The organism is Pseudonocardia sp. (assembly GCF_025965585.1).
GTDB lineage: Bacteria > Actinomycetota > Actinomycetes > Mycobacteriales > Pseudonocardiaceae > Pseudonocardia.
The window spans coordinates 15,390-36,012 of the sequence record NZ_JAOPWR010000078.1 but is presented as its reverse complement, the minus strand read 5'-3'; the positions used below and the strand labels follow the sequence as shown (position 1 = coordinate 36,012).

General features: G+C 72.3%; 20 protein-coding genes. 13 read left to right on the top strand and 7 right to left on the bottom strand.

Annotated features, from left to right (window positions below; translation table 11 throughout):
* Window positions 1-1,428: an MFS transporter gene (locus tag JWR81_RS05090; protein WP_297647155.1), complete on the bottom strand. Its 1,428-nt coding sequence runs from the start codon at window positions 1,426-1,428 to the stop codon at window positions 1-3.
* A 206-nt stretch (window positions 1,429-1,634) separates the two neighbouring features.
* On the opposite strand from JWR81_RS05090, the gene JWR81_RS05085 reads away from it, so the two are divergent.
* The 3 genes from JWR81_RS05085 to JWR81_RS05075 all read left to right on the top strand — a co-directional run bounded on the left by JWR81_RS05085 (window position 1,635) and on the right by JWR81_RS05075 (window position 2,888).
* A complete protein-coding gene (locus tag JWR81_RS05085) occupies window positions 1,635-1,886 on the top strand; it encodes a hypothetical protein (protein WP_297647153.1) in 252 nt (83 codons plus the stop codon).
* 94 nt (window positions 1,887-1,980) lie between these two features.
* Window positions 1,981-2,577: a DUF5134 domain-containing protein gene (locus JWR81_RS05080; RefSeq protein WP_297647151.1), complete on the top strand. Its 597-nt coding sequence runs from the start codon at window positions 1,981-1,983 to the stop codon at window positions 2,575-2,577.
* A gap of 104 nt (window positions 2,578-2,681) precedes the next feature.
* Window positions 2,682-2,888 carry a hypothetical protein gene (locus JWR81_RS05075; RefSeq protein WP_297647148.1) on the top strand — a complete coding sequence of 69 codons (207 nt, stop codon included), beginning with the start codon at window positions 2,682-2,684 and terminating at the stop codon, window positions 2,886-2,888.
* Window positions 2,889-2,939: 51 nt separating this feature from the next.
* Here JWR81_RS05075 and JWR81_RS05070 read toward each other — a convergent pair whose 3' ends face one another.
* A complete protein-coding gene (locus JWR81_RS05070) occupies window positions 2,940-4,988 on the bottom strand; it encodes a glycosyltransferase family 39 protein (protein ID WP_297647146.1) in 2,049 nt (682 codons plus the stop codon).
* A 208-nt stretch (window positions 4,989-5,196) separates the two neighbouring features.
* On the opposite strand from JWR81_RS05070, the gene JWR81_RS05065 reads away from it, so the two are divergent.
* Window positions 5,197-5,916: a VIT family protein gene (locus JWR81_RS05065; RefSeq protein ID WP_297647190.1), complete on the top strand. Its 720-nt coding sequence runs from the start codon at window positions 5,197-5,199 to the stop codon at window positions 5,914-5,916.
* Between the two features lie 9 nt (window positions 5,917-5,925).
* Here the strand turns inward: JWR81_RS05065 and JWR81_RS05060 are convergent, their stop codons facing one another.
* The 4 genes from JWR81_RS05060 to JWR81_RS05045 all read right to left on the bottom strand — a co-directional run bounded on the left by JWR81_RS05060 (window position 5,926) and on the right by JWR81_RS05045 (window position 10,615).
* The gene (locus JWR81_RS05060; RefSeq protein WP_297647143.1) at window positions 5,926-6,411 is read right to left on the bottom strand and encodes a hypothetical protein; all 486 of its coding nucleotides are present in this window, start codon (window positions 6,409-6,411) and stop codon (window positions 5,926-5,928) included.
* Between the two features lie 64 nt (window positions 6,412-6,475).
* Window positions 6,476-6,757 carry a YggT family protein gene (locus JWR81_RS05055; protein WP_297647140.1) on the bottom strand — a complete coding sequence of 94 codons (282 nt, stop codon included), beginning with the start codon at window positions 6,755-6,757 and terminating at the stop codon, window positions 6,476-6,478.
* Window positions 6,758-6,834: 77 nt separating this feature from the next.
* Complete coding sequence (locus tag JWR81_RS05050; RefSeq protein ID WP_297647137.1) at window positions 6,835-9,366, bottom strand: HAD-IC family P-type ATPase; 2,532 nt, start codon at window positions 9,364-9,366, stop codon at window positions 6,835-6,837.
* Window positions 9,367-9,385: 19 nt separating this feature from the next.
* Entirely contained in the window at window positions 9,386-10,615 is a 1,230-nt protein-coding gene (locus JWR81_RS05045; RefSeq protein WP_297647134.1) for an Ig-like domain-containing protein, read from the bottom strand.
* A 279-nt stretch (window positions 10,616-10,894) separates the two neighbouring features.
* Here JWR81_RS05045 and JWR81_RS05040 point away from each other — a divergent pair, with 279 nt between their 5' ends.
* The 3 genes from JWR81_RS05040 to JWR81_RS05030 all read left to right on the top strand — a co-directional run bounded on the left by JWR81_RS05040 (window position 10,895) and on the right by JWR81_RS05030 (window position 13,385).
* Window positions 10,895-12,244 (top strand): MFS transporter, encoded by a 1,350-nt coding sequence (locus JWR81_RS05040; RefSeq protein WP_297647131.1) that lies wholly within the window; start codon window positions 10,895-10,897, stop codon window positions 12,242-12,244.
* A 121-nt stretch (window positions 12,245-12,365) separates the two neighbouring features.
* Window positions 12,366-13,109, top strand: coding sequence for a dienelactone hydrolase family protein (locus tag JWR81_RS05035; RefSeq protein WP_297647128.1), 744 nt, complete (start codon window positions 12,366-12,368; stop codon window positions 13,107-13,109).
* Window positions 13,110-13,112: 3 nt separating this feature from the next.
* Window positions 13,113-13,385 (top strand): DUF6295 family protein, encoded by a 273-nt coding sequence (locus tag JWR81_RS05030; RefSeq protein WP_297647125.1) that lies wholly within the window; start codon window positions 13,113-13,115, stop codon window positions 13,383-13,385.
* A gap of 16 nt (window positions 13,386-13,401) precedes the next feature.
* Here JWR81_RS05030 and JWR81_RS05025 read toward each other — a convergent pair whose 3' ends face one another.
* On the bottom strand, window positions 13,402-14,340 hold the full coding sequence (locus JWR81_RS05025) for a PHB depolymerase family esterase (protein WP_297647122.1): 939 nt from the start codon (window positions 14,338-14,340) through the stop codon (window positions 13,402-13,404).
* Between the two features lie 157 nt (window positions 14,341-14,497).
* Here JWR81_RS05025 and JWR81_RS05020 point away from each other — a divergent pair, with 157 nt between their 5' ends.
* Genes JWR81_RS05020 through JWR81_RS04995 form a run of 6 tightly spaced genes read left to right on the top strand, consistent with a single transcriptional unit; the run spans window position 14,498 to window position 20,587 of the window.
* Window positions 14,498-15,913, top strand: coding sequence for an AMP-binding protein (locus JWR81_RS05020; RefSeq protein WP_297647120.1), 1,416 nt, complete (start codon window positions 14,498-14,500; stop codon window positions 15,911-15,913).
* On the top strand, window positions 15,913-17,106 hold the full coding sequence (locus tag JWR81_RS05015; protein ID WP_297647117.1) for an acyltransferase: 1,194 nt from the start codon (window positions 15,913-15,915) through the stop codon (window positions 17,104-17,106). Before JWR81_RS05020 ends, JWR81_RS05015 begins: the two co-directional genes overlap by 1 nt.
* A complete protein-coding gene (locus tag JWR81_RS05010) occupies window positions 17,103-17,876 on the top strand; it encodes a phosphosulfolactate synthase (RefSeq protein WP_297647115.1) in 774 nt (257 codons plus the stop codon). The genes JWR81_RS05015 and JWR81_RS05010 overlap by 4 nt, the downstream gene beginning before the upstream one ends.
* Window positions 17,876-18,274 carry a VOC family protein gene (locus tag JWR81_RS05005; protein ID WP_297647112.1) on the top strand — a complete coding sequence of 133 codons (399 nt, stop codon included), beginning with the start codon at window positions 17,876-17,878 and terminating at the stop codon, window positions 18,272-18,274. Before JWR81_RS05010 ends, JWR81_RS05005 begins: the two co-directional genes overlap by 1 nt.
* The gene (locus JWR81_RS05000; RefSeq protein ID WP_297647110.1) at window positions 18,271-18,831 is read left to right on the top strand and encodes a histidine phosphatase family protein; all 561 of its coding nucleotides are present in this window, start codon (window positions 18,271-18,273) and stop codon (window positions 18,829-18,831) included. Before JWR81_RS05005 ends, JWR81_RS05000 begins: the two co-directional genes overlap by 4 nt.
* A gap of 58 nt (window positions 18,832-18,889) precedes the next feature.
* Entirely contained in the window at window positions 18,890-20,587 is a 1,698-nt protein-coding gene (locus tag JWR81_RS04995) for an MFS transporter (RefSeq protein WP_297647108.1), read from the top strand.
* Window positions 20,588-20,623 lie beyond the last annotated feature (36 nt).

Genomic DNA, 20,623 nt, shown 5'->3' with positions numbered 1-20,623 from the left:
TCAGCCCGTCCGGCCGGTCACCACGTTCCCGGCGGAACGGGGGAGCCGCAGCCCCTCGATCGCCGGGCCCAGCAGGACGACGGCGAGCAGCACGAACGCCACCCGGAACGGCCGGTCGGCGCCGCCGCCCAGGCCGACGGCAGCGGCCACCGGATCGCCCAGCCGCACCAGCAGCGCTCCGACCGCCACACCGAGCCCCGCGCCGAGCTCCTGGAGCGTGGACATCAGCGTGTTGGCCGGCGTCATCTGCGCGGCCTCGACGTCGGCGAACGCCACGCTGTTGTACGCGGTGAACCCGATCGACCGGAACACCCCGCTCAGCACGAGCAGGGCGAGCAGGGCCGGCAGCGGGGTGGTCGGCTGGACCGTGGCGATGCCCACGAGGCACGCCGACGACGCCACGACCGCCCCGACCATGACGGTCCGGATCCCGAGACGGCGCATCAGCGGCGTGGTGGCCGGCTTGATCGCCACGTTGCCGGCGAACAGCGCGACCACCACCAGGCCGGCCTGCGCCGCGGTCCACCCGAAGCCCAGCTGGAAGAACAGCGGCAGCAGGAACGGGATGGCGCTGATCACGGCCCGGAACACCGAACCGCCCGACGCCGTCACGCGGTAGGTGGCGACGCGCAGGATCCGGAGGTCGAGCAGCGGACGCGGGGTCCGCAGCAGGTAGAGCACGGCCGCGACGAGTGCCACGGCCGCGACGCCGAGCCCGACCGCGACCACGGCCCACTCGGGGTCGGTGCCGCCGAGGCTCTCCATCCCCACGACGAGCGCGGCCACCCCCAGTGCGCTGAGCGCGAACCCCCGGACGTCGAGGCCGCGGGCGGGCCCGCGCACGTCCGGCACGATCCGGCGCGCCAGGACCAGGGCCACGAGCCCCAGCGGGATGTTGATCACGAAGATCCAGCGCCACGACGCGTAGGTGCTGAGCACACCCCCGAGCGCGGGGGCGATCACGGGCGCGACGAGTGCGGGCCACGTGAGGTAGGCGATGGCCGTGACCAGCGCGGACTTCGCCGTGGTGCGCAGCACCACCAGCCGCCCGACGGGCACCATCATCGCCCCGCCGACGCCCTGCAGCACGCGCGTGGCCGTCAGCATCGGCAGGTTCACCGCGAGTGCGCAGCCCGCGGACGCCAGCGTGAACAGCGCGATCGCCACCACGAAGACCCGGCGCGCGCCGAACCGGTCGGCCAGCCAGCCGCTGATCGGGATGAGCACCGCGAGCGTCAGCACGTAGGCCGTGATCGCGACGTTGACGCCGACGGCCGGCATGCCGAAGTCGGCCGCGATGCGCGGGGCCGCGGGCGCGATCATCGTGCCGTCGAGGATCTCCATGAAGAACGCGCCCGCCACGAGCAGGGCGAGCCCGCGGGAGACCGGGCCGGTCGGCTCGGCGGCGTCGTTCCCCGCTCCCGCCATCCGATCCCCCCTGTACCGCCGTCACCGTGCTGACGACCCGGAGCTTGCCACGGCCCGGTCTGCCGGTTCACCATGGTCGGATGGACGTGACTCCGTCGTCCCTCGAGCGCTTCTGGCCGTCGCGCCGGGGTCTGGCGTTCGACGAGTTCTGTCGCTGAACCGCCCCGGTTCGCCTGCTCGTCCACCCCTTCCTGCCTGGAGTCACCATGACCGCACGCCTGTCCCTGCCCCTGTTCCCGCCCGCCGACGTCCGCCCCACCCGGGACCAGCGCCGCGCCGCTGCGGCCGAGCGGTTGCTGTCCGCGCTGGAGAACCTCGTCCGGCGCCACCGGGCACTCGCGCTCGACGGTGAGTACGACGGCCTGCACGCCGAGCTGATCGCCGCCGAGGTCGCCCACGAGCTCGCTGTGACCCGCAGCGCGCTGCAGCGCCACCCGGCGGTGCCGCCGCCCCGTTGAGGAGCCGCCCACGGGTGCCCCTACCCCGTCACGGTATGGATTCGGGGCGCTCCGTCCGGTTAGCGTGATACCGACCGGGCGAGGGGAGCAGGCCGTGGGGCTGGGTGTGATGTGGCTCGACGTCCCCTTCGGGGTCGCCTGCCTGCTGGCCGGCCTGCACCACCTCGGGCTGGCGGTGGGCGGGCGCGCCCCCGCGGTGTCGGCCCTGGCGTACGCGCTCATGGGGCTCGGGATGGCGTCGATGTTCCTTCCCGCCGCCGATCCCGTGCCGCCGCCGGTGTGGGTCGCGGTGTTCGCGGCGTCGCTCGTGTGGTTCGGGGTCGGCGTGGTCCGCCGCGGCGGGGGATCGCTGTTCGGCGACGCCGGCCACCACGTCGTCGGCGCCGCCGCGATGCTGTTCATGCTGCTCGCCGACCCGCACGCGACGATGGGCACGAGCGGCTCGGGGCTGCTCACCTCGGCCGTCGCTCTCGCCCTCGCGGCCTGGTTCCTCTCCGACGTCGTCCGGCTGCTGGCCCACCCCGTCACCGCGAACGTGCCGGCTGCCGAGCCCGCCGTCGCCGCGGCGATGGGGGGCCCGGGCGCGGCGTCGCCCGCTGCACCCGCGTCCCACGCCCTCGTGCGGGGCGTGCCCGTCGCGTGCCTGGCGATGGACACGGCGATGGTGCTGATGCTCGTCGTGATGGCCTGAGGCTGGCCCGCCGGCGGCCGATCTGTCTACGCTTGATCCGCGTGACCGTCCGACCACTGTAAGTGACCCAACAGATGTAAGTGACCCAACAGAGAGGCTCGTCCATGCGCCACATCGCCACCTTCTGCGGCAACTGCAACTGCGGGTGCCCCGAGCTCTACGTCGACGACGCCGCGGCACCCGAGCGCCGCGTGGTGATCACCGACGACTTCGGGCAGCGCATCCAGATGAGCCTGGAGCAGCTGGCCGACCTCGTGGCCGACGTGCGCAAGGGCGTGCTCGACGAGGTGCTCGCCCCCGCCGGGAGCTGATCCGGGTCCCAGTGTCGACGCCATCGGGCCGGCTCCGGGCCGCCCGACCGCTCAGGCGGTCGGGCGGCTCAGGTCGTAGACGGTCTGGCCGCCCACCGTGGTCGCCGTGAAGTGCTGCTGCACCCACGTTGCGATCTGTCCGCCTGTGCCCCGCCCGCCGCGTCCGCCCGTGGACCCGAGGAAGTACCGCACGTCGCCCGCCGCGACGTACTGCTCGAACTCCTGCAGCGTCGGCGCCGGGTCGCTGCCGCTGAACCCGCCGATGGCCATCACCGGGCCGGCTCCGGCCAGCTCCAGCGCTGCGGCCCCCTGGGAGCCGACGGTAGCGGCGCTCCAGCGCGTGCCCGCCGCCTTCAGCATGCTGACGAGCGCGGGGGATGCGGTGGGCCGGTCGCCGAAGCCACCCCCGAACCAGCCCGCGCCGAAGCCGCTCGCCCCGGCCGCGAGGGCGCCCGTGGTGCCCGCCGTGGTGCTGCCGTCGCGCGCCCGTCCGGTGCCGCTGAACGTGCCACCGGCTGTGCCGCCCGTACCGCTCCGGGACATGGCCCGCCCGCTCGTCGCGCCGAAGCCGGCTCGACCCGTGGCCGCGGGTCCGGCGCTGACCCCGCCGCCCGTGTGGGCCGTGCCCACCGTCTCCGCGGCGTACGCGGCCGGCCCCGCCAGCCCGGTGGCCATCGCGACCGCGACGACCACCGCCCCGGCCCGCCGCCCTCCCGCCGGCACGATCAGCCCGAGCACCGCCACCACCCCGACGACGAGCACCGCCCACCGCAGCCACGGCAGGAACGTCGGTGTGCGGTCCAGCAGGACGAACGCCCACACCGCGGTCAGCGCGACCGCCACCGCGAGCGTGATCCGCCCCGCCGTGCGCTGCCGCCACGCCACGGCCCCGCCGATGCCGATCAGCGCGGCGATCCCGGGGGCCATCTCGATCGTGTAGTACGGGTGGAAGATGCCCTGCATGAAGCTGAACACCACGGCGCAGGCCACCGTCCAGCCGCCCCAGAGCAGCAGCGATGCACGCGTCGGGTCGGTACGCGGGGCGCGCCGGGTCGCCCACAGCGCCGCCACGAGCAGCAGTACGGCCGCCGGCAGCAACCACGCCACCTGACCACCCACGGCGTCGCCGAGCATGCGGGTGGCCCCGGCCTGGCCGCCGAGACCCCCGAACCCGCCCGTGGCGAACCCCGCGACCGGCCGGGCGGCATCGGCGAGCCGGCCGCCTGCGGCTCCGCCCGCGAACCCGCCCCCGTGTCCGCCGCCCAGGATCCGGCCGAATCCGTTGTAGCCGAACGCCAGCTCCAGCGAGCTGTTGTCGGTGGAGCCGCCGATGTAGGGACGGTCGGCCACCGGCCAGAGCCATTCGACCACCAGCCACCATCCGGCGGCGACGACGAGCGCGACGCCCGCGAGGAGCACCTGCCGGATCCGGCGGCCGAGCCCGCCGGGCGCGGCCCAGACGTAGGCGAGCAGCAGCCCCGGCGCCACCACGAACGCCTGCAGCATCTTGCTCAGGAAGCCGAACCCGAGCAGCACCCCGGCCAGCACGAGCCACCGGGTGCTCCCGCCCTCGATCGCCCGCACCGTGGCGTATGCGGCCGCGACGACGAGCAGCACCAGCATGGCGTCGGGGTTGTCGAAGCGGAACATCAGCACCGCGGTGGGCGTCAGCGCGAGCACCACACCCGCCACGAGCCCGGGCACGGGCCCGGCCACGCGTCGCACGGCGCCGTACAGCAGGCCGACGGACGCCACGCCCATCAGTGCGTCGGGCACGAGCATGCTCCACGGCAAGAAGCCGAAGATCCGGCCCGACAGCGCCATCATCCACAGCGACGCGGGCGGCTTGTCCACGGTGATGAAGTTGCTCGGGTCGAGGCTGCCGAACAGGAACGCCGTCCAGTTCTGGGTGCCGGCTTGGACCGCGGCGGCGTAGAAGGCGTTGCCGTCGCCGTTGATGCCCAGGTCCCACAGGTACAGCGCGGCGGTGGCGGCCAGCAGCAGGCCCAGTGCGGGCCATTCCCACCGGGCTCGCGTCGAACGGGCAGGCGGGGTTGCCGCCGCGGGCGACGGGCACGCGGGGCCGAGCGTGATGGTCATGCGGGGAGTCTCCGTGCTGGGTCGGACGGGGGGAGCGTGCCGACCCTGACGCAGCGGACTGTCCCGGCGCTGTGGCGCACCTGTGCCTGGGCTGTGTGGTGGACGCGATCGAGTGACGCGGTGCACCCAGGTGAGGCTCAGTTATCTGGAATCATTCCAGAAAACGTGCTTGGCTGGTCCCATGCCCGAGAACGAGATGCTCGACGACATGGCGACCGCGCTGCCCGACCAGGCCTTCGAGCCGCACGGCCGGGCCCTGGGGGGGCGGCTGAACTGGCTGCGCGCCGGCGTGCTCGGGGCCAACGACGGCATCGTGTCGGTCGCGGGCCTCGTGGTCGGCGTGGCGGGCGCCACCCTCGAACGGGGCCCGATCCTCACCGCGGGCATCGCCGGCCTCGTCGCCGGTGCCGTCTCGATGGCGCTGGGCGAGTACGTGTCGGTGAGCAGCCAGCGCGACACCGAGCTGGCCCAGCTCGCCCAGGAGAAGCGGGAGCTGACCGAGGATCCCGAGGCCGAGCTCGCGGAGCTCGCGGCGATCTACCGCGCCAAGGGCCTCAGTGCGGCGACGGCGCAGACCGTCGCCGTGGAGCTGACCGCCCACGACCCGCTCGCGGCGCACCTCGACGCCGAGCTCAACCTCGACCCCGACGAGCTGACGAGCCCGTGGCAGGCGGCCTTCGCCTCCGCGCTGTCGTTCACGCTCGGCGCGCTCCTGCCGCTGCTGGCGGTCCTGCTGCCCCCGCCCGGGCTCCGGGTGCCGGTCACGGTGGTGGCGGTGCTGGTAGCGCTGGCGCTCACTGGCCTGCTGAGCGTCCGCATCGGGGGCGGCGGCGCCCGCCGTGCCGTGCTCCGCGTGGTGATCGGTGGTGCGCTCGGTCTTGCGGTCACCTACGGCATCGGGCACCTGGTCGGCACCGCGATCGGCTGACCGCCGCCCTCAGGGCGTGGGGGTCGGCGTGGCGGGCGTGACCGCCGACCTCGCGACGGCCGACCTGAGCGTGCGCAGTGCGGACTGGATCCTCTCCAGGGCCGGCCCGCACGTCGCCGCCGACGGTGGGACCTGGCTGGGCGAGGCGACGCACCCGTCGCCGGTGAAGGCCGACGCGGCGTCACCCAGGGTGGTGGCGGCGGCCTCGAGCTGCGCCGCCCCCGGGCGCCCGGGGGCAGCGCCCTTCGCCGCGATCGCCGCGTTGCTCACCTCGGCGATGAAACGGGGGCAGTTCGGGAACACCGAGGCCGCGGGCTTGATGGCGCAGTCGTCCTCCGCGATGAGATCGATCTTGTTCTGGATGTCCGACAGCGAGCCGTTCACGCCTGCGCGGACCGGGGTGTTCGATGGTGCCGACGTGCCACACCCCGCGAGCGGGACGGCGAGCGCCGCGAGCACGGCGAGGGGGGCGAGTCGGCGGGTCAATGGTGGCACCGCGCCACCGTATGCCCGCCGCCCGCGCGTCTCGCGACCGCCCGCCGCGCCGGTCGCCGGCGGCTCAGAAGCCCCCGACGATCGCCCGCAGCACGAGCACGAGGATGAACACGACCGGCAGCGCGAGGTCGAAGCCCATCGACCCGGCCCGCACCGGCGGCAGCACGCGCCGGACGGGCGCCAGTGCCCACTCCGTAGCCCCGTGGGTCACGCGCCGCGCCTGCTGACGCCACGCCGGTGCGGGACCGGGCGAGAGCACGTCCACCCAGTCGACGACGACGCGAACGATCAGTACGAGCTCGAACAGCAGCAGCAGGACCCCGAGCACCGATCCGATGGCACCCATGTAGCACTCCTCAGGTAGCGGCCGGTGTCCCCGCGCCGTGACCGGGCAACGCGCGAGGGACGCCGGACGTGCCCGGGTCAGGAGCGAGAGGCGACCCCGTGCGGCAGCTCGCCGATGCCGAGCAGCCGGTCCAGCACGCGCCAGCGGTACGCGGCGCTCAGCGCCACGAACCAGAGGACCAGGGCCGGGATCACGGCCACCACCATCGGCCGCGCCGGCCCGGTGAGCCCGAAGTAGTCCGACAGGAACGGCGTGTAGAGCACGCCGACGAACGCCACGAGCAGCGCGGTCACCAGGATCGACGGGCGCCGGTCCGGGTTGGGCGCCGTCCAGGCGGCGAAGAAGCGGGTGCGCGGCTCGAGGAACAGGATGAGCCCGAACGACGCGAGCGTCACGAACGTCGACAGGCCGGTCTGCGCCCCGATGGTGGCCGAGGCGGTCGTGAAGTCGGCGTCGGTGTAGGTGAGGCCGGTGTAGCGCTGGAAGTCCTCGATCACCCCCTCGGGCACGCTCGAGCTCGACAGGCCCTGCATCACCCGCGTGTAGATGAACGTGTAGACGCCGACGCCGCACGCCGCCGTGATCACGGCCGCCGGGATCACGAACCGCGCGAGCGAGGCAAGCAGGTTGTGGTCGGGCTCGCGGGGCTGCGCCCAGAACGTGAGGAACAGCGTCGGGACACCGACCGTGAGCAGCGTCAGCCCGACCTGCGTCGGCTCGTAGGGGAACCCGAGCCCGAGCAGCGTCACGGTGAGGATCACCAGGGCCTGCGTGCCGACGCGCGCCAGGAACACGTACATCGAGGTGGCGATGCCGTCGATGATCCGGCGGCCCTCCCGCCGTGCCGGCAGCAGCGCGGCGAACGAGTCGTCCACCAGGACGACGTCGGCCACGTCGCGGGTGACGGGGCTGCCGCTGCGCATCGCGACACCCACCTGCGCGTGCTTGAGCGCGCGGGCGTCGTTGACGCCGTCGCCGATCATGGCGACGTAGCGGCCCTGCCGGCGCAGCGACTCGACCACGCGCTCCTTGTCCTCCGGCGACACCCGCCCGAACACCGTGGTCCGCGCGACGAGCTCGTCGAGCGCTGCGTCGTCGATGCCGCCGAGGGCACTGCCCGCGACCGGCACGCCCACGGCCAGGCCGGCCCGTGCGGCGAGCACCGCCACGGTGCGCGGGTCGTCCCCGGAGAGGACCTTGACCTCCACGCCCGCGCCGAGCAGCCCCGCCATCGTCTCCTCGACATCGTCGCGCAGCTCGTCGGCCATGGCGACCAGGGCCAGCGGCTCCAGCGCGGGCAGCTGCGGGCGCCCGGCGGCGTCGTGCAGCGCGGCCTCGGGGTCGACGGCGCGGGCGAACACCAGCGCGCGCAGCCCGGCGCCGGCGCGCTCGGCCACCACGGTCTCGAGCTCGGGGTCGTCGATGCCCAGTGCTTCGGCGGAGCCCAGTACCCAGACGCCGTCGGCGGTGGCCAGCGCGCTCCACCGCAGCGACGAGGTGAAGGCCACCTCCTCGCGCACCGCCCACGCCTCGCCGGGCAGCGCCGCGACGATCGCGCGGACGGTGGTGTTCGGGTCCGCCGTGCTGCGGGCCGTGGAGCCGAGGAGGCGCTCGACGTCGGCCGCCTCGTTCCCGTCCAGTACGTCGACGTGCTGGACGCTCATCCGCCCGCTGGTGAGCGTGCCGGTCTTGTCGGTGCACAGCACGTCGACGTTGCTGATCGACTCGACGGCGTTGACCTGCTGGATCAGTGCGCCGCGGGTGGCGATGCGGGTGGCGCCGACGGTGTAGGCCACGGCGATGAGGAAGAAGAGGCCGTAGGGCACCAGGCCCGACAGCACCGCCGAGATCTGCACGATCCGCAGCAGCGTGACGCCCTCGAGCGCCGCCTGCGCCACGATCGCGGCGCTCATCAGCCCTACGAGCACCATCACCAGCCGGATGACGAACTCGATGCGCCGCTGCAGCGGGGTCTTGTCCACCGCGGGGCGGCGCGCTTCGGCGGTCAGGCGCTGCGCGTAGCTCGCCTCGCCGACGTCGCGGGCGAGCTGGAGGCCGCGCCCGGAGATGCAGAAGCTGCCCGAGAGCATGTCGTCGCCCGGCTGCTTGGGCACGCCGTCGGGCTCCCCGGTGAGCAGCGACTCGTCGATCACGAGGGGGCCGCCGCCGTCACCGACCACCGGGCCGTCCACGACGATCTGGTCACCGGGTCGGATCACCAGCACATCGCCGAGCACCACGTCCTCGGGGAAGACCCCGGCCTCGCGGCCGTCGCGCAGCACCAGCACCTCGGTGCGGCCGAGCAGCTGCAGGTGGTCGAGCTTGCGTTTCGCCCGGATCACCTGCACCGAGCTGATCACGGCGTTGACCAGGCCGAGCCCCACGCTGACGAACGCGTCGTTGTAGCGGCCCAGCGCCAGCAGCGAGACGCCGATGACGAACAGGATGTTGTTGTAGAAGTTGAAGACCTGCACACGCAGGATGCGGAGGTAGCCGGGGGTGCCCCCGGACGCCTCGGCGTTGGACTCCCCGCGCCGGCGGCGGGCGTCAGCCTCGGCCTGTGTCAGCCCGATCGGCGCGGCCCTGTGGTCGACGACGGTCGGTTCCATGGCGACAGCCTAGGAGCAGCTAGAGCGCGCTGCCCTTCTGCCACTGCGCCCACGTGAGCTCCCAGTCCCCGTAGGTGTCGCTCAGCGGCAGCTGCGGGCCGCCCGAGTTGGTGATCTCCACGACGTCACCGATGCCGAAGTGGTCGAAGAACCACTGCGCGTTGGCGGGGGAGAGGTTCACGCAGCCGTGGGAGACGTTCTGGCCGCCCTGGGAGCCCACCGACCACGGCGCGGAGTGCACGAACTCGCCGTCGTCGGAGATGCGCTCGTCGAGGTTGACCTGCTCCTTGTAGTAGCCGGGCTGACCCTGGCAGACGCCGTAGGTGCAGGAGTCCATGATGATGCTCGGCTGCTTGTCGGAGATCACGTGCGGCCCGACGTGCGACGGGTGGCCGGGCGAGCCGAGGCTGATCGGCATCGTCTTGACCAGCGTGCCGTTGTCGAAGATCTGCATCTGCTCGGAGGCGCCGTCGGCCTTGGCCACCCAGGCGTCGTGCACGTGGATGGTCTCGGTGCGGTTCGTCTCGCCGAACGTGCCGCCGCCGAGGTCGACGCCGAACATGTCGGCCTTGAGCGTGATCGTGGAGTTCGCCGTCCAGTAGGTCGGCGGCCGGTAGTGCACCTCGGTGCTCGACAGCCAGTACCAGGAGCCGGGCTGCGGCGGGTTCGACGTGACGCTGAGCGCCTTCTGTGCCGCGGCGCGGTCCTTCACCGGGTGGTTGAACTGCACCACGATGGGCTGGCCGACGCCGACCGTGGCCTGCCCGGGCGGCGGGATGAACGACGGGTAGGCCTGGGCCTTCGGGTCGAGCGTGGACACGGTCACGTCCTGGTGGCCCGGCGTGCCGTGGGCGTCGAGCGTGTCGACGCCCACGTCGTAGGTGGTGCCGTACTCGAGCTCGCCCGTGGAGGTCCACGTCGTGCCGGCGCCGTCGAGAGTGCCCGTAACCCTGGTCCCGTCGGAGTCGTTCTTCACGGTGACGGCCCTGGCGGTGCCCCTGTCGACCTTCACGACGATCGGCTGCGTCGGGTTGAGTGTGCCGTCGGCGGGGCTGACGGAGACGACGGGCTGCACGGCCGCCGTGGTGGTGGGGGTCGCGCCGGAGGCGAGCCGGTCGCCGCCGGTGGTCTGGGCGTCGGCGACCGAGGGGTGTGTCGCGACGGCCACGCCCAGCCCGAGCCCGACCAGTACGGCCAGGCCGAGTCCCAGCGAGGTCCACTGCCGCGCTCGCCCGTTGGGCCACCCCATCCGCCCGCTCCGTCCCGCCGAGGCGCTACCGGCCGCTCTGACCGGGTCCCCCTGCGCACTGTGATTCTGGACCTGTCCGATTGATCGGCGGAACGGTGGGGTCCTTTTTTGTAGCGGACCGTGACCGGCAAAGGGACGTCTTCTTCGGTGGTCGTCCCGATTAGTATGTGTGGGCGCATTGTCCGGTTTTCTCGTGCTCCATTCTGAGAACGGCGGAAATGGGGGATACGATGCCGCGCCGTGGATGTGAGCGGAATCACGATCACTGACGAGAAGACGATGAGAAAGGCCGTTGCGGCAGCCGCCATCGGCAATGTGACCGAGTGGTACGACTTCGGCGTCTACTCGTACCTGGTGCCCGTCATCACGCGGGTGTTCTTCTCGAACCTCCCGCCCGCGACGGCGACGGTCTACGCGTTCGGCGTTTTCGCGGTGTCGTTCATCGTCCGCCCGATCGGCGGCCTGATCTTCGGGCCCCTGGGTGACCGGATCGGGCGCACGAGGGTGCTGTCGGTCACCGTGATCATGATGGCGGCGGGCACGACGGTGCTCGGCCTCATCCCGGGCTACGCCTCGATCGGCATCGCGGCGCCTCTGCTGGTGCTGCTGGTCCGCGTCGTGCAGGGCCTGTCGACGGGCGGTGAGTACGCCGGCGCCATGACGTTCATCGCCGAGTACGCCGCCGACCGGCGCCGCGGCTTCTACGGCAGCTGGCTGGAGTTCGGCACGCTCACCGGCTACGCGCTGGGCGCCTCGATCGTGACCGTACTGGGCACCCTGCTCCCGATGGACCAGATGGACAGCTGGGGCTGGCGGATCCCGTTCCTGCTCGCGCTCCCGCTCGGCGTCGTGGGGCTCTACCTGCGCGCGCGGCTCGAGGAGACCCCGGCGTTCCGGGTGATGGTCGCGAAGTCGGCGCAGAAGCAGGGCACCCCCACCAAGGACGCGTTCCGGCTCATCTTCACCAAGCACTGGCGCGCGATGCTGCTCGCCGGCGGCATCGTGGTGGCCTGGAACGTCACGAACTACGTGCTGACCGCGTACATCCCGACCTACCTGACCGAAACGCTGCCGGCGGCGGGCGAGAGGGGTACGAGCGCGTCGGCGTCCAACATCCTGCAGATCGTGGTGCTGCTGGTCCTCATGGTGATCATCACCTTCATCGGCCGGCTCTCGGACCGGATCGGGCGCAAGCCGATCCTGCTCGTCGGCTCGGTCGCACTGGTGGTGCTGGGGCTGCCGTCGGTGCTGCTGCTGCGCGCGGGTGGCCTCCCCGCCACCTTCTCCGGTCTGATGATCATGGGTCTGGCGCTGGTGTGCTTCTCGGCGGTGGCCCCGTCGACGCTGCCGGCGCTGTTCCCCACCGAGGTCCGCTACACCGGTCTGTCGGTCGCGTTCAACATCTTCGTCTCGGCGTTCGGCGGGACGGCGGCCACGGTGATAGGGGCGCTGGTGCTCGCCACCGGCGACCTCGACTGGCCCGGCTACTACCTCATCGGTGCCGGCGTGATCGGGCTGATCAGCGTCTACTTCCTGCGCGAGAGCGCGCGCCGCCAGCTGCTGGGATCGCAGCCGGCGGTGGCCACGGAGCAGGAGGCGCGCGACCTCATCGCGCGGAGAGAGAGCTGATCCGGCCGGTGTGGCGGACGAACGGCACAATCGTCGCAGAGTTCCCGCGAAAGGCACGCCCGACGTGTGGGAACGGCCACCCCGAGGGCGGGACGGCGGCCGCCGGTATAGAACTCCAGGCATGACCGATGCGATCACGGCGGAGACGATCACGATCTCCGGCCACGGTGACGACCAGATCGAGGCCTACCTCGCCCGCCCGCTGGACCCCACCCCGCGGGGCGGCGTGGTGGTGATCCACCACATGCCCGGCTACGACCAGGCGACCAAGGAGATGGTGCGGAAGTTCGCCGTCAACGGGTACGCGGCGCTGTGCCCGAACCTCTACTCGCGCGAGGCTCCCGGCGCGAGCCCGGACGACGCCGCCGCGTTCGTGCGGGCCAACGGGGGCGTGCCGGACGAGCGGCTCGTCGGTGACGTCGCGGGTGCCGCGGCGCACCTGAGGTCCCTGGACGGCGCGAACGGCAAGATCGGCGTCATCGGGCACTGCTCTGGCGGGCGCCAGACGTTCCTCTCGGCCTGCTCCCTGGAGGTCGACGCGGCGGTGGACTGCTACGGAGCGTTCATCGTCAACGAGGTGCCGCCCGCGTTCCCGATCAGCATGAAGCCGATCATCGGGCTGGCGCCGGACCTGTCCTGCCCGTTGCTGGGGCTGTTCGGCGAGGATGACAAGAACCCGGCGCCGGACGAGACGGCGGCCCTGTCGGCCGAGCTCGAGCGCCTCGGCAAGCCCCACGAGTTCCACACCTACCCCGGTGCCGGGCACTCGTTCTTCGCCGTGGACCGGCCCGCCTACAGGGTCGAGGCGGCCGTCGACGGCTGGCAGAAGATCTTCACCTTCTTCGGCACGCACCTGGCGGCGTAGACCATGTGCACCTACCAGACCGAGAAGGTCGAGATCGTCGGCAGCGGCAAGGGCGCGCAGGGGTGGTTCGCGCTGAGCGACGCCACCGTCTACGTCGACCATCCCGTGCACGCGCCGTTCGGCCACACCGTGAACATCGACTTCCTCAACCCGGGCCGGGGGCCGTCGGCGCGCGTCGCCGTGGAGCTGACGGAGGAGGCCGCGGTCGCGCTGGCCGAGGCGATCATGAAGTCCGTCGCCTCCGCGCCGGCCGGGATCGCGTCGGTGCACCAGTAGGACCTGCCCGCACCGATCAGGCCAGGGGGCCGGCGAGCCGGTGCCCGTCGAGGAACGACCACATCAGGGTGGCCGCCGCGGCGGGCGTGCCGACCACGCCGGTCCCCGGCCACGTGTGGCCGTCGTGGCGGTAGAGCACGAACGTCACCTCGGAGCCGGGACGGCACCGCGTCCAGTGCTCCACGACCGCCGGCCCGACCGTCACGGACTTCGGGGTGCCGCTGCACCCGTCCTGGGTGCGCAGCCAGCCGACGGCGGTGGGCACCGGCGGCAGCGGCGGGTGGGCCCGGGTGGCGCCGCGGTAGGGGAGGATCGGGTCCAGCGCCCCGGCCCCGAGCAGGAACGGCATCGCGGTGCCGTGCACGCACGGCGTCAGGGGCACCGAGCCGTACGTGGCGACGCCCGCGAACAGCCCGGGATAGGCGCAGGCCTCGCCGTAGGCGAGCTTGCCGCCGTTGCTGTAGCCCACGAGGTAGATCCGCGACGGGTCCACGGGCAGATCGTGCACCGACGCCGCCACCACCGCCGTCACGAACTGCAGGTCGGGGGTGCGCCGGGCCCCCGCGATGCCGCAGCACCCGCCCTCGGCGTTCCAGGAGCGTCCGATGCCGTCGGGGAAGACCAGCGCCGCGTGCCCCTGCTGCACCAGCCCGAGGAAGCCCGTCTGCGTGATCGCGGTCCGGGACGACTGCCCGCGCCCGTGCAGCACCACCAGCAGCGGCAGGTCGTGCCCGTTCGCGGGCGCGAACGTGCGGAACGTGCGGGTCAGACCGGCGACGACCATCGAGTGCTCGACGCCGCCCGACGGCGGCGCGGTCGTCTGCGCGGCGGCCAGCACGGGCTTGCCTGGGGTGTCGAACCCGCCCCACGCGGCGACGCCGACGACGACCGCGGCCACCACGAGGAGCGCGAGCTGCACTGCGCGCGGCCCGCGCGCCCGGGCCCAGAGCTTCACGGAGGTGAGTATGCGCGCCGCGGCGGCGCGGCCGAACGGAGGCGCAGGGGGCCTCTCAGCGAGTCCACAGGTCGATGGTCCACCCTAGGTGCACATGGGCCGTCGATTGCGTGAGTTCGTTCTTTCCGGCTGCTCAGAGGCCCGAGAAGTCCGATTCGTGTCCGACGCGCGCAGTGCCCGATTCGTCGGCCGGGCGGCTCTCGCGGCGGCCGCACGGACGTGGGCCCGCGAGCTCGACGCCCGCGCGGTGCCGGCCGGGGCACGTGTGCTGATCGACGTCGACGACCCCCTCGCGTTCGCCGTCGTCCACCTCGCGGTGATGGCGGCGGGCCGCTGCTCGGCCCCCGTCGACCCGTCGGCGCCGCCGGCCGAGGCCACCCGGGTCCGCGACGCACTGCGCCCCGCGCTGGTGGTCACCGACCGTGCCGACCGCGCCGGGATCCTCGTGGCACCGGGCACCGGGCTGCCGGAGGAGCCGTCGGACGGGCCGGGGGGTGGGTGGGGGAACGGCCCCGAGCCGGGACCGGGCTCGGTGGTGCTGCTGACGTCGGGCTCCACGGGCGAGCCCAAGGCCGTCGAGCTCGGCGAGGCGCAGCTGCTGCACGTGGCGGGCGCCGTTGCGCGCCACCATCGGCTCACCGCCTCCGACCGCGGCTACAACGCGCTGCCGCTGTTCCACATCAACGCGCAGGTGGTTGCCCTGCTCGCCACCCTGGTGGCGGGCGGCGAGCTCGTGCTCGACCGGCGCTTCCACCGCACCGGGTTCTGGCCGCTGCTCGTCGAGCAGGACGTGACGTGGATCAACGCGGTGCCCTCGATCCTCACCATCCTGTCCCGCGACGCCGGAACCGATGATCACAGCCCGGTCGTGCCGCCCGGCCTGCGGTTCTTCCGCTCGGCGTCGGCACCGCTCCCGCTGGTGGTGCGCGAGCTGATCACCGCGCGCACCGGAGTGCCGGTGGTGGAGAGCTACGGGATGACCGAGGCCGCCAGCCAGATCACCGCCACCCCGCTCGACGGGCCCGTGCGTCCGGGCTCGGTCGGGCGGCCGGTGGACGTCGAGCTGCAGGTCGTCGACGCCGACGGCGACCCGTGCCCGCCGGACGTGGCCGGGCGCGTGCTCATCCGCGGCGCCGGCGTGATCAGCGGCTACGCCGGTGGGCGGGCCGCCGACCGGTTCGACGCCGACGGCTGGCTCGACACGTCCGACCTCGGGCGGCTCGACGCCGACGGCTTCCTGTACCTCGTCGGCCGCGCCGACGACGTCGTCAACCGCGGTGGCGAGCTCGTGTACCCGCGGGAGGTCGAGGAGGTGCTGCTCGGCGACGGCGACGTCGTCGAGGCGGTGGTGCTCGGACGCTCGGACGACGTGCTGGGCGAGGTTCCGGTGGCCCTCGTGCGCACGGCCGCCGCCGATACCGCCGCGCTCGTCGAGCGGCTCGAGGCCCGCTGCGCCGAGCGCCTGGCCCGGTTCAAGCGGCCTGCGGAGATCCGCGTCATCGACGCCTTCCCGCTCGGCCCGACCGGCAAGGTCCGCCGGACGGTGTTGCGCGACCAGCTGGCGGGGGTCTGATGGCGGCCCGGTCGTCGCACGTCTACCCGGCCGACATGGTGCGCGTGCTGACGTTCGCGTGCGTGATCGCGGTGCACACCGTGTCGACGGTCAACCCGCTCGACAGCGTGCCCTTCGGCGCCCTGACGATGCTCCTGCACTTCACGCGCGAGGCGTTCTTCGTCCTCACCGCGTTCGTGCTGATGCACCGCTACCGTGACCGCGGGCCGCAGCCGCTGCCGTTCTGGCGCCGCCGGTTCCTGCTGGTGGGCGTGCCGTACGTGGTGTGGTCGGTGATCTACACCGGGCTGCAGCTGGTCACCGCGCCGCAGCCGCCCGACGCCGCCGCGTGGTTCCTGCTGGACAACCTGCTCACCGGCCGGGCCTGGTTCCACCTGTACTTCCTGCTGGTCTCGATGCAGTTCTACCTGCTGTTCCCGGTGTTCCGGTGGCTGCTGCGTGCCACCCGTCGCCACCACGGGTGGCTGATCGCCGCGAGTCTGGTGCTGCAGGTGCTCACCGACATCTGGCTGCACGACCCGGCCCCCGTCGGGTTCAAGGCCGCTGTCCTGCCCTACGCCGGGTCGATCTTCCTGAGCTACCAGTTCTTCCTCGTGCTCGGCGGGGTGGTGGCGATGCACCTCGACGAGGTCGACGCCTGGGTCCGCGGGCGCGTCGGCGTCGTCGTCGGCGCGTTCGTGGTCACCGGGGCGGCGGCCGAGGCGTGGTACCTCTGGACGGTGCCGGACGTGGGCGCGATCTTCGGCACCGACGTCTTCCAGTGGGTGATGATCCCCTGGGTGGTGGCCGTGGTCGCCGTTTTCTGGGCGATCGGCGCCGCCTGGTCCGACCGTCGCGACGGTGGTCCCGGGTCCCGGTTCCTCGACCGCGCCTCCGACCGTTCCTTCGGCGTGTTCCTGGTGCACCCGGTGATCCTCTGGGCGCTCACGATCGGCGGTCCCGGCTCGACGGCCGCGATGCTGCCCGTTCCGTGGTCGAGCGTCGTGACGTATGTGATCGCCGTCGTGGGGTCGTTGGCGATCCTCGAGGTGCTGCGCCTCACGCCGCTGAGCGTCGCGCTGACCGGAAAGTCCCGTTCGCGCCGATCTCCACAGCAAGCGCACAGCCTGGACACAGGGCCCACTCCACCTACATCCGCCACGGTGGGGACCGACCGGACACGAGGAGACGAGATGACGGAGATGCGGCGATGATCGACACCCGGCTGAACCTTCCTGAGCGCGAGTCCGCCCCGCGCCGCCGCGGCCTCACGGTGGTCATCGACCCGGGCCTGCACACCGGCCAGTTCGAGGACGCCATCGACAGCGTCGGCGAGTACGTCGACATGGTGAAGTTCGGATGGGGCACCGCGCTGGTCACGCACGACATCAAGCGCAAGATCGACATCCTGCGGTGGGCCGGCATCGACTTCTACTTCGGCGGCACCTTGTTCGAGCGGTTCGCCGTCGAGGGGATGGTGGACGACTGGAGGCAGCTCTGTCGCAGCCTCGGCGCCACGCACGTCGAGGTCTCCAACGGCACGATCAGCATGGGCAACGCGGAGAAGGCCCGGTGGGTGGCGAAGCTCGCCGACGACTTCACCGTGATCAGCGAGGTCGGGTTCAAGGACGCGGTCCGGTCGGAGGCGCTGTCGTCGCAGGAGTGGGTGTCGTCGATCCTCGAGGACCTCGACGCCGGCGCCCACCTCGTCACCGCGGAGGCGCGGGAGAGCGGCCGCAGCGGTTTCTGCACCGCCGACGGCATCCCGCGCGACGACCTCGTCGAGGAGATCCTCGGTTCGGGCGCGGACCTCGACAAGCTGCTGTTCGAGGCGCCCAACAAGGAGCTGCAGACCTACTTCGTGCGCCGGCTCGGCTCGGGGGTCAACCTCGGCAACATCCGCTCCGACGACGTGATCGGGTTGGAGACGCTGCGTCTGGGCCTGCGCTCGGACACGTTCAACATGCCGCTGGCCGGCGCCTGATGCGCACCACCGACGACGTCTTCCACCTGGCCATCCCGGCGCAGGACCTGGATCAGACTTACGAGTTCTACGTCGCGGGCCTGGGGTGCAAGCTCGCCCGCCGCTACGCAGACCGGATCACCCTGGACTTCTTCGGCGACCAGGTGGTCTGCCACCTCTCCGAGGAGGTCGACGAGTCGCCGGGGCTCTACCCGCGGCACTTCGGCGTCACGTTCCGGCACAAGGAGGACTGGGAGCGGCTGCTGCGGCTGGCCCGCAACCGCAAGCTGGAGTTCTTCGCGGAGCCGTTCCGCCGGTTCGAGGGCCGCTCGGAGGAGCACGAGACGTTCGTGCTGGCCGATCCCACGCACAACCTGCTGGAGTTCAAGTACTACGACGACCCCCGGATGATGTATTGATCACCGCCATCCGCCACGCCGAGACCGTCTGGAACCGCGAGCGCGTGTTCATGGGCGCGCTCGACATCGCGCCGACCGCCGAGAGCCTCGCCCGCGCGGCCAGGCTCCGGCTCGACGCCGACCACGTGCTCACCTCGCCGCTGGGGCGGGCCGCGCGCACCGCCGCGGCGATCTTCCCGGGCGCCCCCGTCACGGTGGACGAGCGGCTGCGCGAGCGGGGCATGGGGGTGTGGGAGGGCCGCCGCAAGGACGAGGTGCGCCGGGAGTACCCCGCCGACTTCCCGGGCGGCCACCTCGACGTCACGGTCACCCCGCCCGGCGGGGAGGATTTCGACGCCCTGCTCGCCCGGGTCGCGGCCGTGCTCGACGAGGTGGCCGGTCCCGCCCGCACCTCGCGGGTGGTGCTGGTCTCGCACAACGGCTGGATCCGCGCCGCCCAGTACCTCGCCGGGGAGGCGGAGCTGGCGGATTTCCACGTGCACCCGGTGCCGCAGCTGATGCCGACGCGGCTGCGCGTCCCGATGTCGGAGCGGATGAGCGGCACGGGCGTCGGCTAGGTTCTGCTCGTCGTTCCTGGTGGTCCCCGTGCGGTGATCAGGCGTACCTTAGTTGCTGATGCTAACTACCTCTGATCGCTACAAGTGGGTCGCGCTCTCGAACACCACCATCGGCGTGCTGATCGTGACGATCAACATGTCGATCCTGCTGATCGCGCTGCCCGACATCTTCCGCGGCATCGGGATCGACCCACTGGCGCCGGGGAACATCAGCTACCTGCTCTGGCTGATCATGGGTTACCTCGTGGTGACCGCGGTGCTGGTGGTGAGCTTCGGGCGGCTGGGCGACATGTTCGGGCGCACCCGCATGTACAACCTCGGCTTCGCCGTGTTCACGGTGTTCTCGATCCTGCTCGCCGCCACCTGGCTCCAGGGTGGCGCAGGGGCGCTGTGGCTCATCGTCATGCGTGTGCTGCAGGGGGTGGGCGGCGCGCTGCTGCTGGCCAACTCCACGGCGATCCTCACCGACGCCTTCCCCACCAACCAGCGCGGCCTCGCCCTGGGCATCAGCCAGGTCGCCGGCATCTCCGGCTCGTTCATCGGGCTCGTGGTGGGCGGTGTGCTCGCCCCGCTCGACTGGCGGCTGATCTTCCTGGTGTCCGTGCCGGTCGGGGTGTTCGGCACGATCTGGGCCTACCTGAAGCTGCGGGACACCGGCGTGCGGCGTCCCGCGCGGCTGGACTGGTGGGGCAACGTCACGTTCGCGGTCGGGCTCGTGGCCGTGCTCGTCGGCATCACCTACGGCATCCAGCCCTACGGCGGGCACACCATGGGCTGGACCAGCCCGACCGTGCTCGTGATGATCATCGGCGGGGTGCTGGTGCTGGCGCTGTTCGCGATGATCGAGTCGCGGGTCGCGGAGCCGATGTTCGACATGTCGCTGTTCCGGATCCGCGCGTTCACCGCCGGCAACATCGCGAGCCTGCTCGCGGCGCTGGGCCGTGGCGGGCTGCAGTTCGTGCTCATCATCTGGCTGCAGGGGATCTGGCTGCCCGAGCACGGCTACGCGTTCGAGCAGACGCCGCTGTGGGCCGGGATCTACATGGTGCCGCTGACGGTCGGGTTCCTCGTGGCGGGCCCGATCTCGGGGATCCTGTCGGACCGGTTCGGCGCCCGCGCGTTCTCCACCGGCGGAATGGTGCTCGCGGCCGTGAGCTTCGGGCTGCTGGCGTTCCTGCCCGTCGACTTCGACTACCGGATCTTCGCCGCGCTGCTCGCGGTGAACGGCCTGGCGATGGGGCTGTTCAGCTCGCCGAACCGCGCCGCGATCATGAACAGCCTCCCGGCCGCCGAGCGCGGCGTGGGCGCGGGCATGACGTCGACGTTCCAGAACTCGGCGACGGTGCTCTCGATCGGCGTGTTCTTCTCGATGCTGATCCTCGGCCTCGCCGGGACGCTGCCCGGTGCCATGTACTCCGGACTGGTCGGGCAGGGGGTGCCCGCGGCGGTCGCGACCCAGGTGTCGCAGCTGCCACCGGTCAGCACGCTGTTCGCGGCGCTGCTGGGCTACAACCCGATCCAGAACCTGCTCGGCCCGCAGGTGCTGGCCGGGGTGACGCCGCAGCAGGCGGAGTTCCTCACCGGGCGATCGTTCTTCCCGGAGCTGATCGCCGGCCCGTTCCAGTCGGGCCTCGGCCTCGCGCTCGGGTTCGCCGCGGCGGCGTGCCTGATCGCGGCGGTCGCGTCGGCGCTGCGCGGAGGCAAGTACCACCACGTGGAGGAACCGGCACCGGCCGCGGAGCCCGCTCGCGTCTAGACGTGGTTCCATCTGCGGTGACCCACGCACACCGAG

Excerpts from the sequence above, each read along its gene's own strand:
- JWR81_RS05090 (WP_297647155.1), bottom strand. The coding sequence starts at position 1,428 with ATGGCGGGAGCGGGGAACGACGCCGCCGAGCCGACCGGCCCGGTCTCC.
- JWR81_RS05085 (WP_297647153.1), top strand. The coding sequence starts at position 1,635 with ATGACCGCACGCCTGTCCCTGCCCCTGTTCCCGCCCGCCGACGTCCGC.
- JWR81_RS05075 (WP_297647148.1), top strand. The coding sequence starts at position 2,682 with ATGCGCCACATCGCCACCTTCTGCGGCAACTGCAACTGCGGGTGCCCC.
- JWR81_RS05070 (WP_297647146.1), bottom strand. The coding sequence starts at position 4,988 with ATGACCATCACGCTCGGCCCCGCGTGCCCGTCGCCCGCGGCGGCAACC.
- JWR81_RS05065 (WP_297647190.1), top strand. The coding sequence starts at position 5,197 with ATGGCGACCGCGCTGCCCGACCAGGCCTTCGAGCCGCACGGCCGGGCC.
- JWR81_RS05055 (WP_297647140.1), bottom strand. The coding sequence starts at position 6,757 with ATGGGTGCCATCGGATCGGTGCTCGGGGTCCTGCTGCTGCTGTTCGAG.
- JWR81_RS05050 (WP_297647137.1), bottom strand. The coding sequence starts at position 9,366 with ATGGAACCGACCGTCGTCGACCACAGGGCCGCGCCGATCGGGCTGACA.
- JWR81_RS05045 (WP_297647134.1), bottom strand. The coding sequence starts at position 10,615 with ATGGGGTGGCCCAACGGGCGAGCGCGGCAGTGGACCTCGCTGGGACTC.
- JWR81_RS05040 (WP_297647131.1), top strand. The coding sequence starts at position 10,895 with ATGAGAAAGGCCGTTGCGGCAGCCGCCATCGGCAATGTGACCGAGTGG.
- JWR81_RS05035 (WP_297647128.1), top strand. The coding sequence starts at position 12,366 with ATGACCGATGCGATCACGGCGGAGACGATCACGATCTCCGGCCACGGT.
- JWR81_RS05030 (WP_297647125.1), top strand. The coding sequence starts at position 13,113 with ATGTGCACCTACCAGACCGAGAAGGTCGAGATCGTCGGCAGCGGCAAG.
- JWR81_RS05015 (WP_297647117.1), top strand. The coding sequence starts at position 15,913 with ATGGCGGCCCGGTCGTCGCACGTCTACCCGGCCGACATGGTGCGCGTG.
- JWR81_RS05010 (WP_297647115.1), top strand. The coding sequence starts at position 17,103 with ATGATCGACACCCGGCTGAACCTTCCTGAGCGCGAGTCCGCCCCGCGC.
- JWR81_RS05005 (WP_297647112.1), top strand. The coding sequence starts at position 17,876 with ATGCGCACCACCGACGACGTCTTCCACCTGGCCATCCCGGCGCAGGAC.
- JWR81_RS04995 (WP_297647108.1), top strand. The coding sequence starts at position 18,890 with ATGCTAACTACCTCTGATCGCTACAAGTGGGTCGCGCTCTCGAACACC.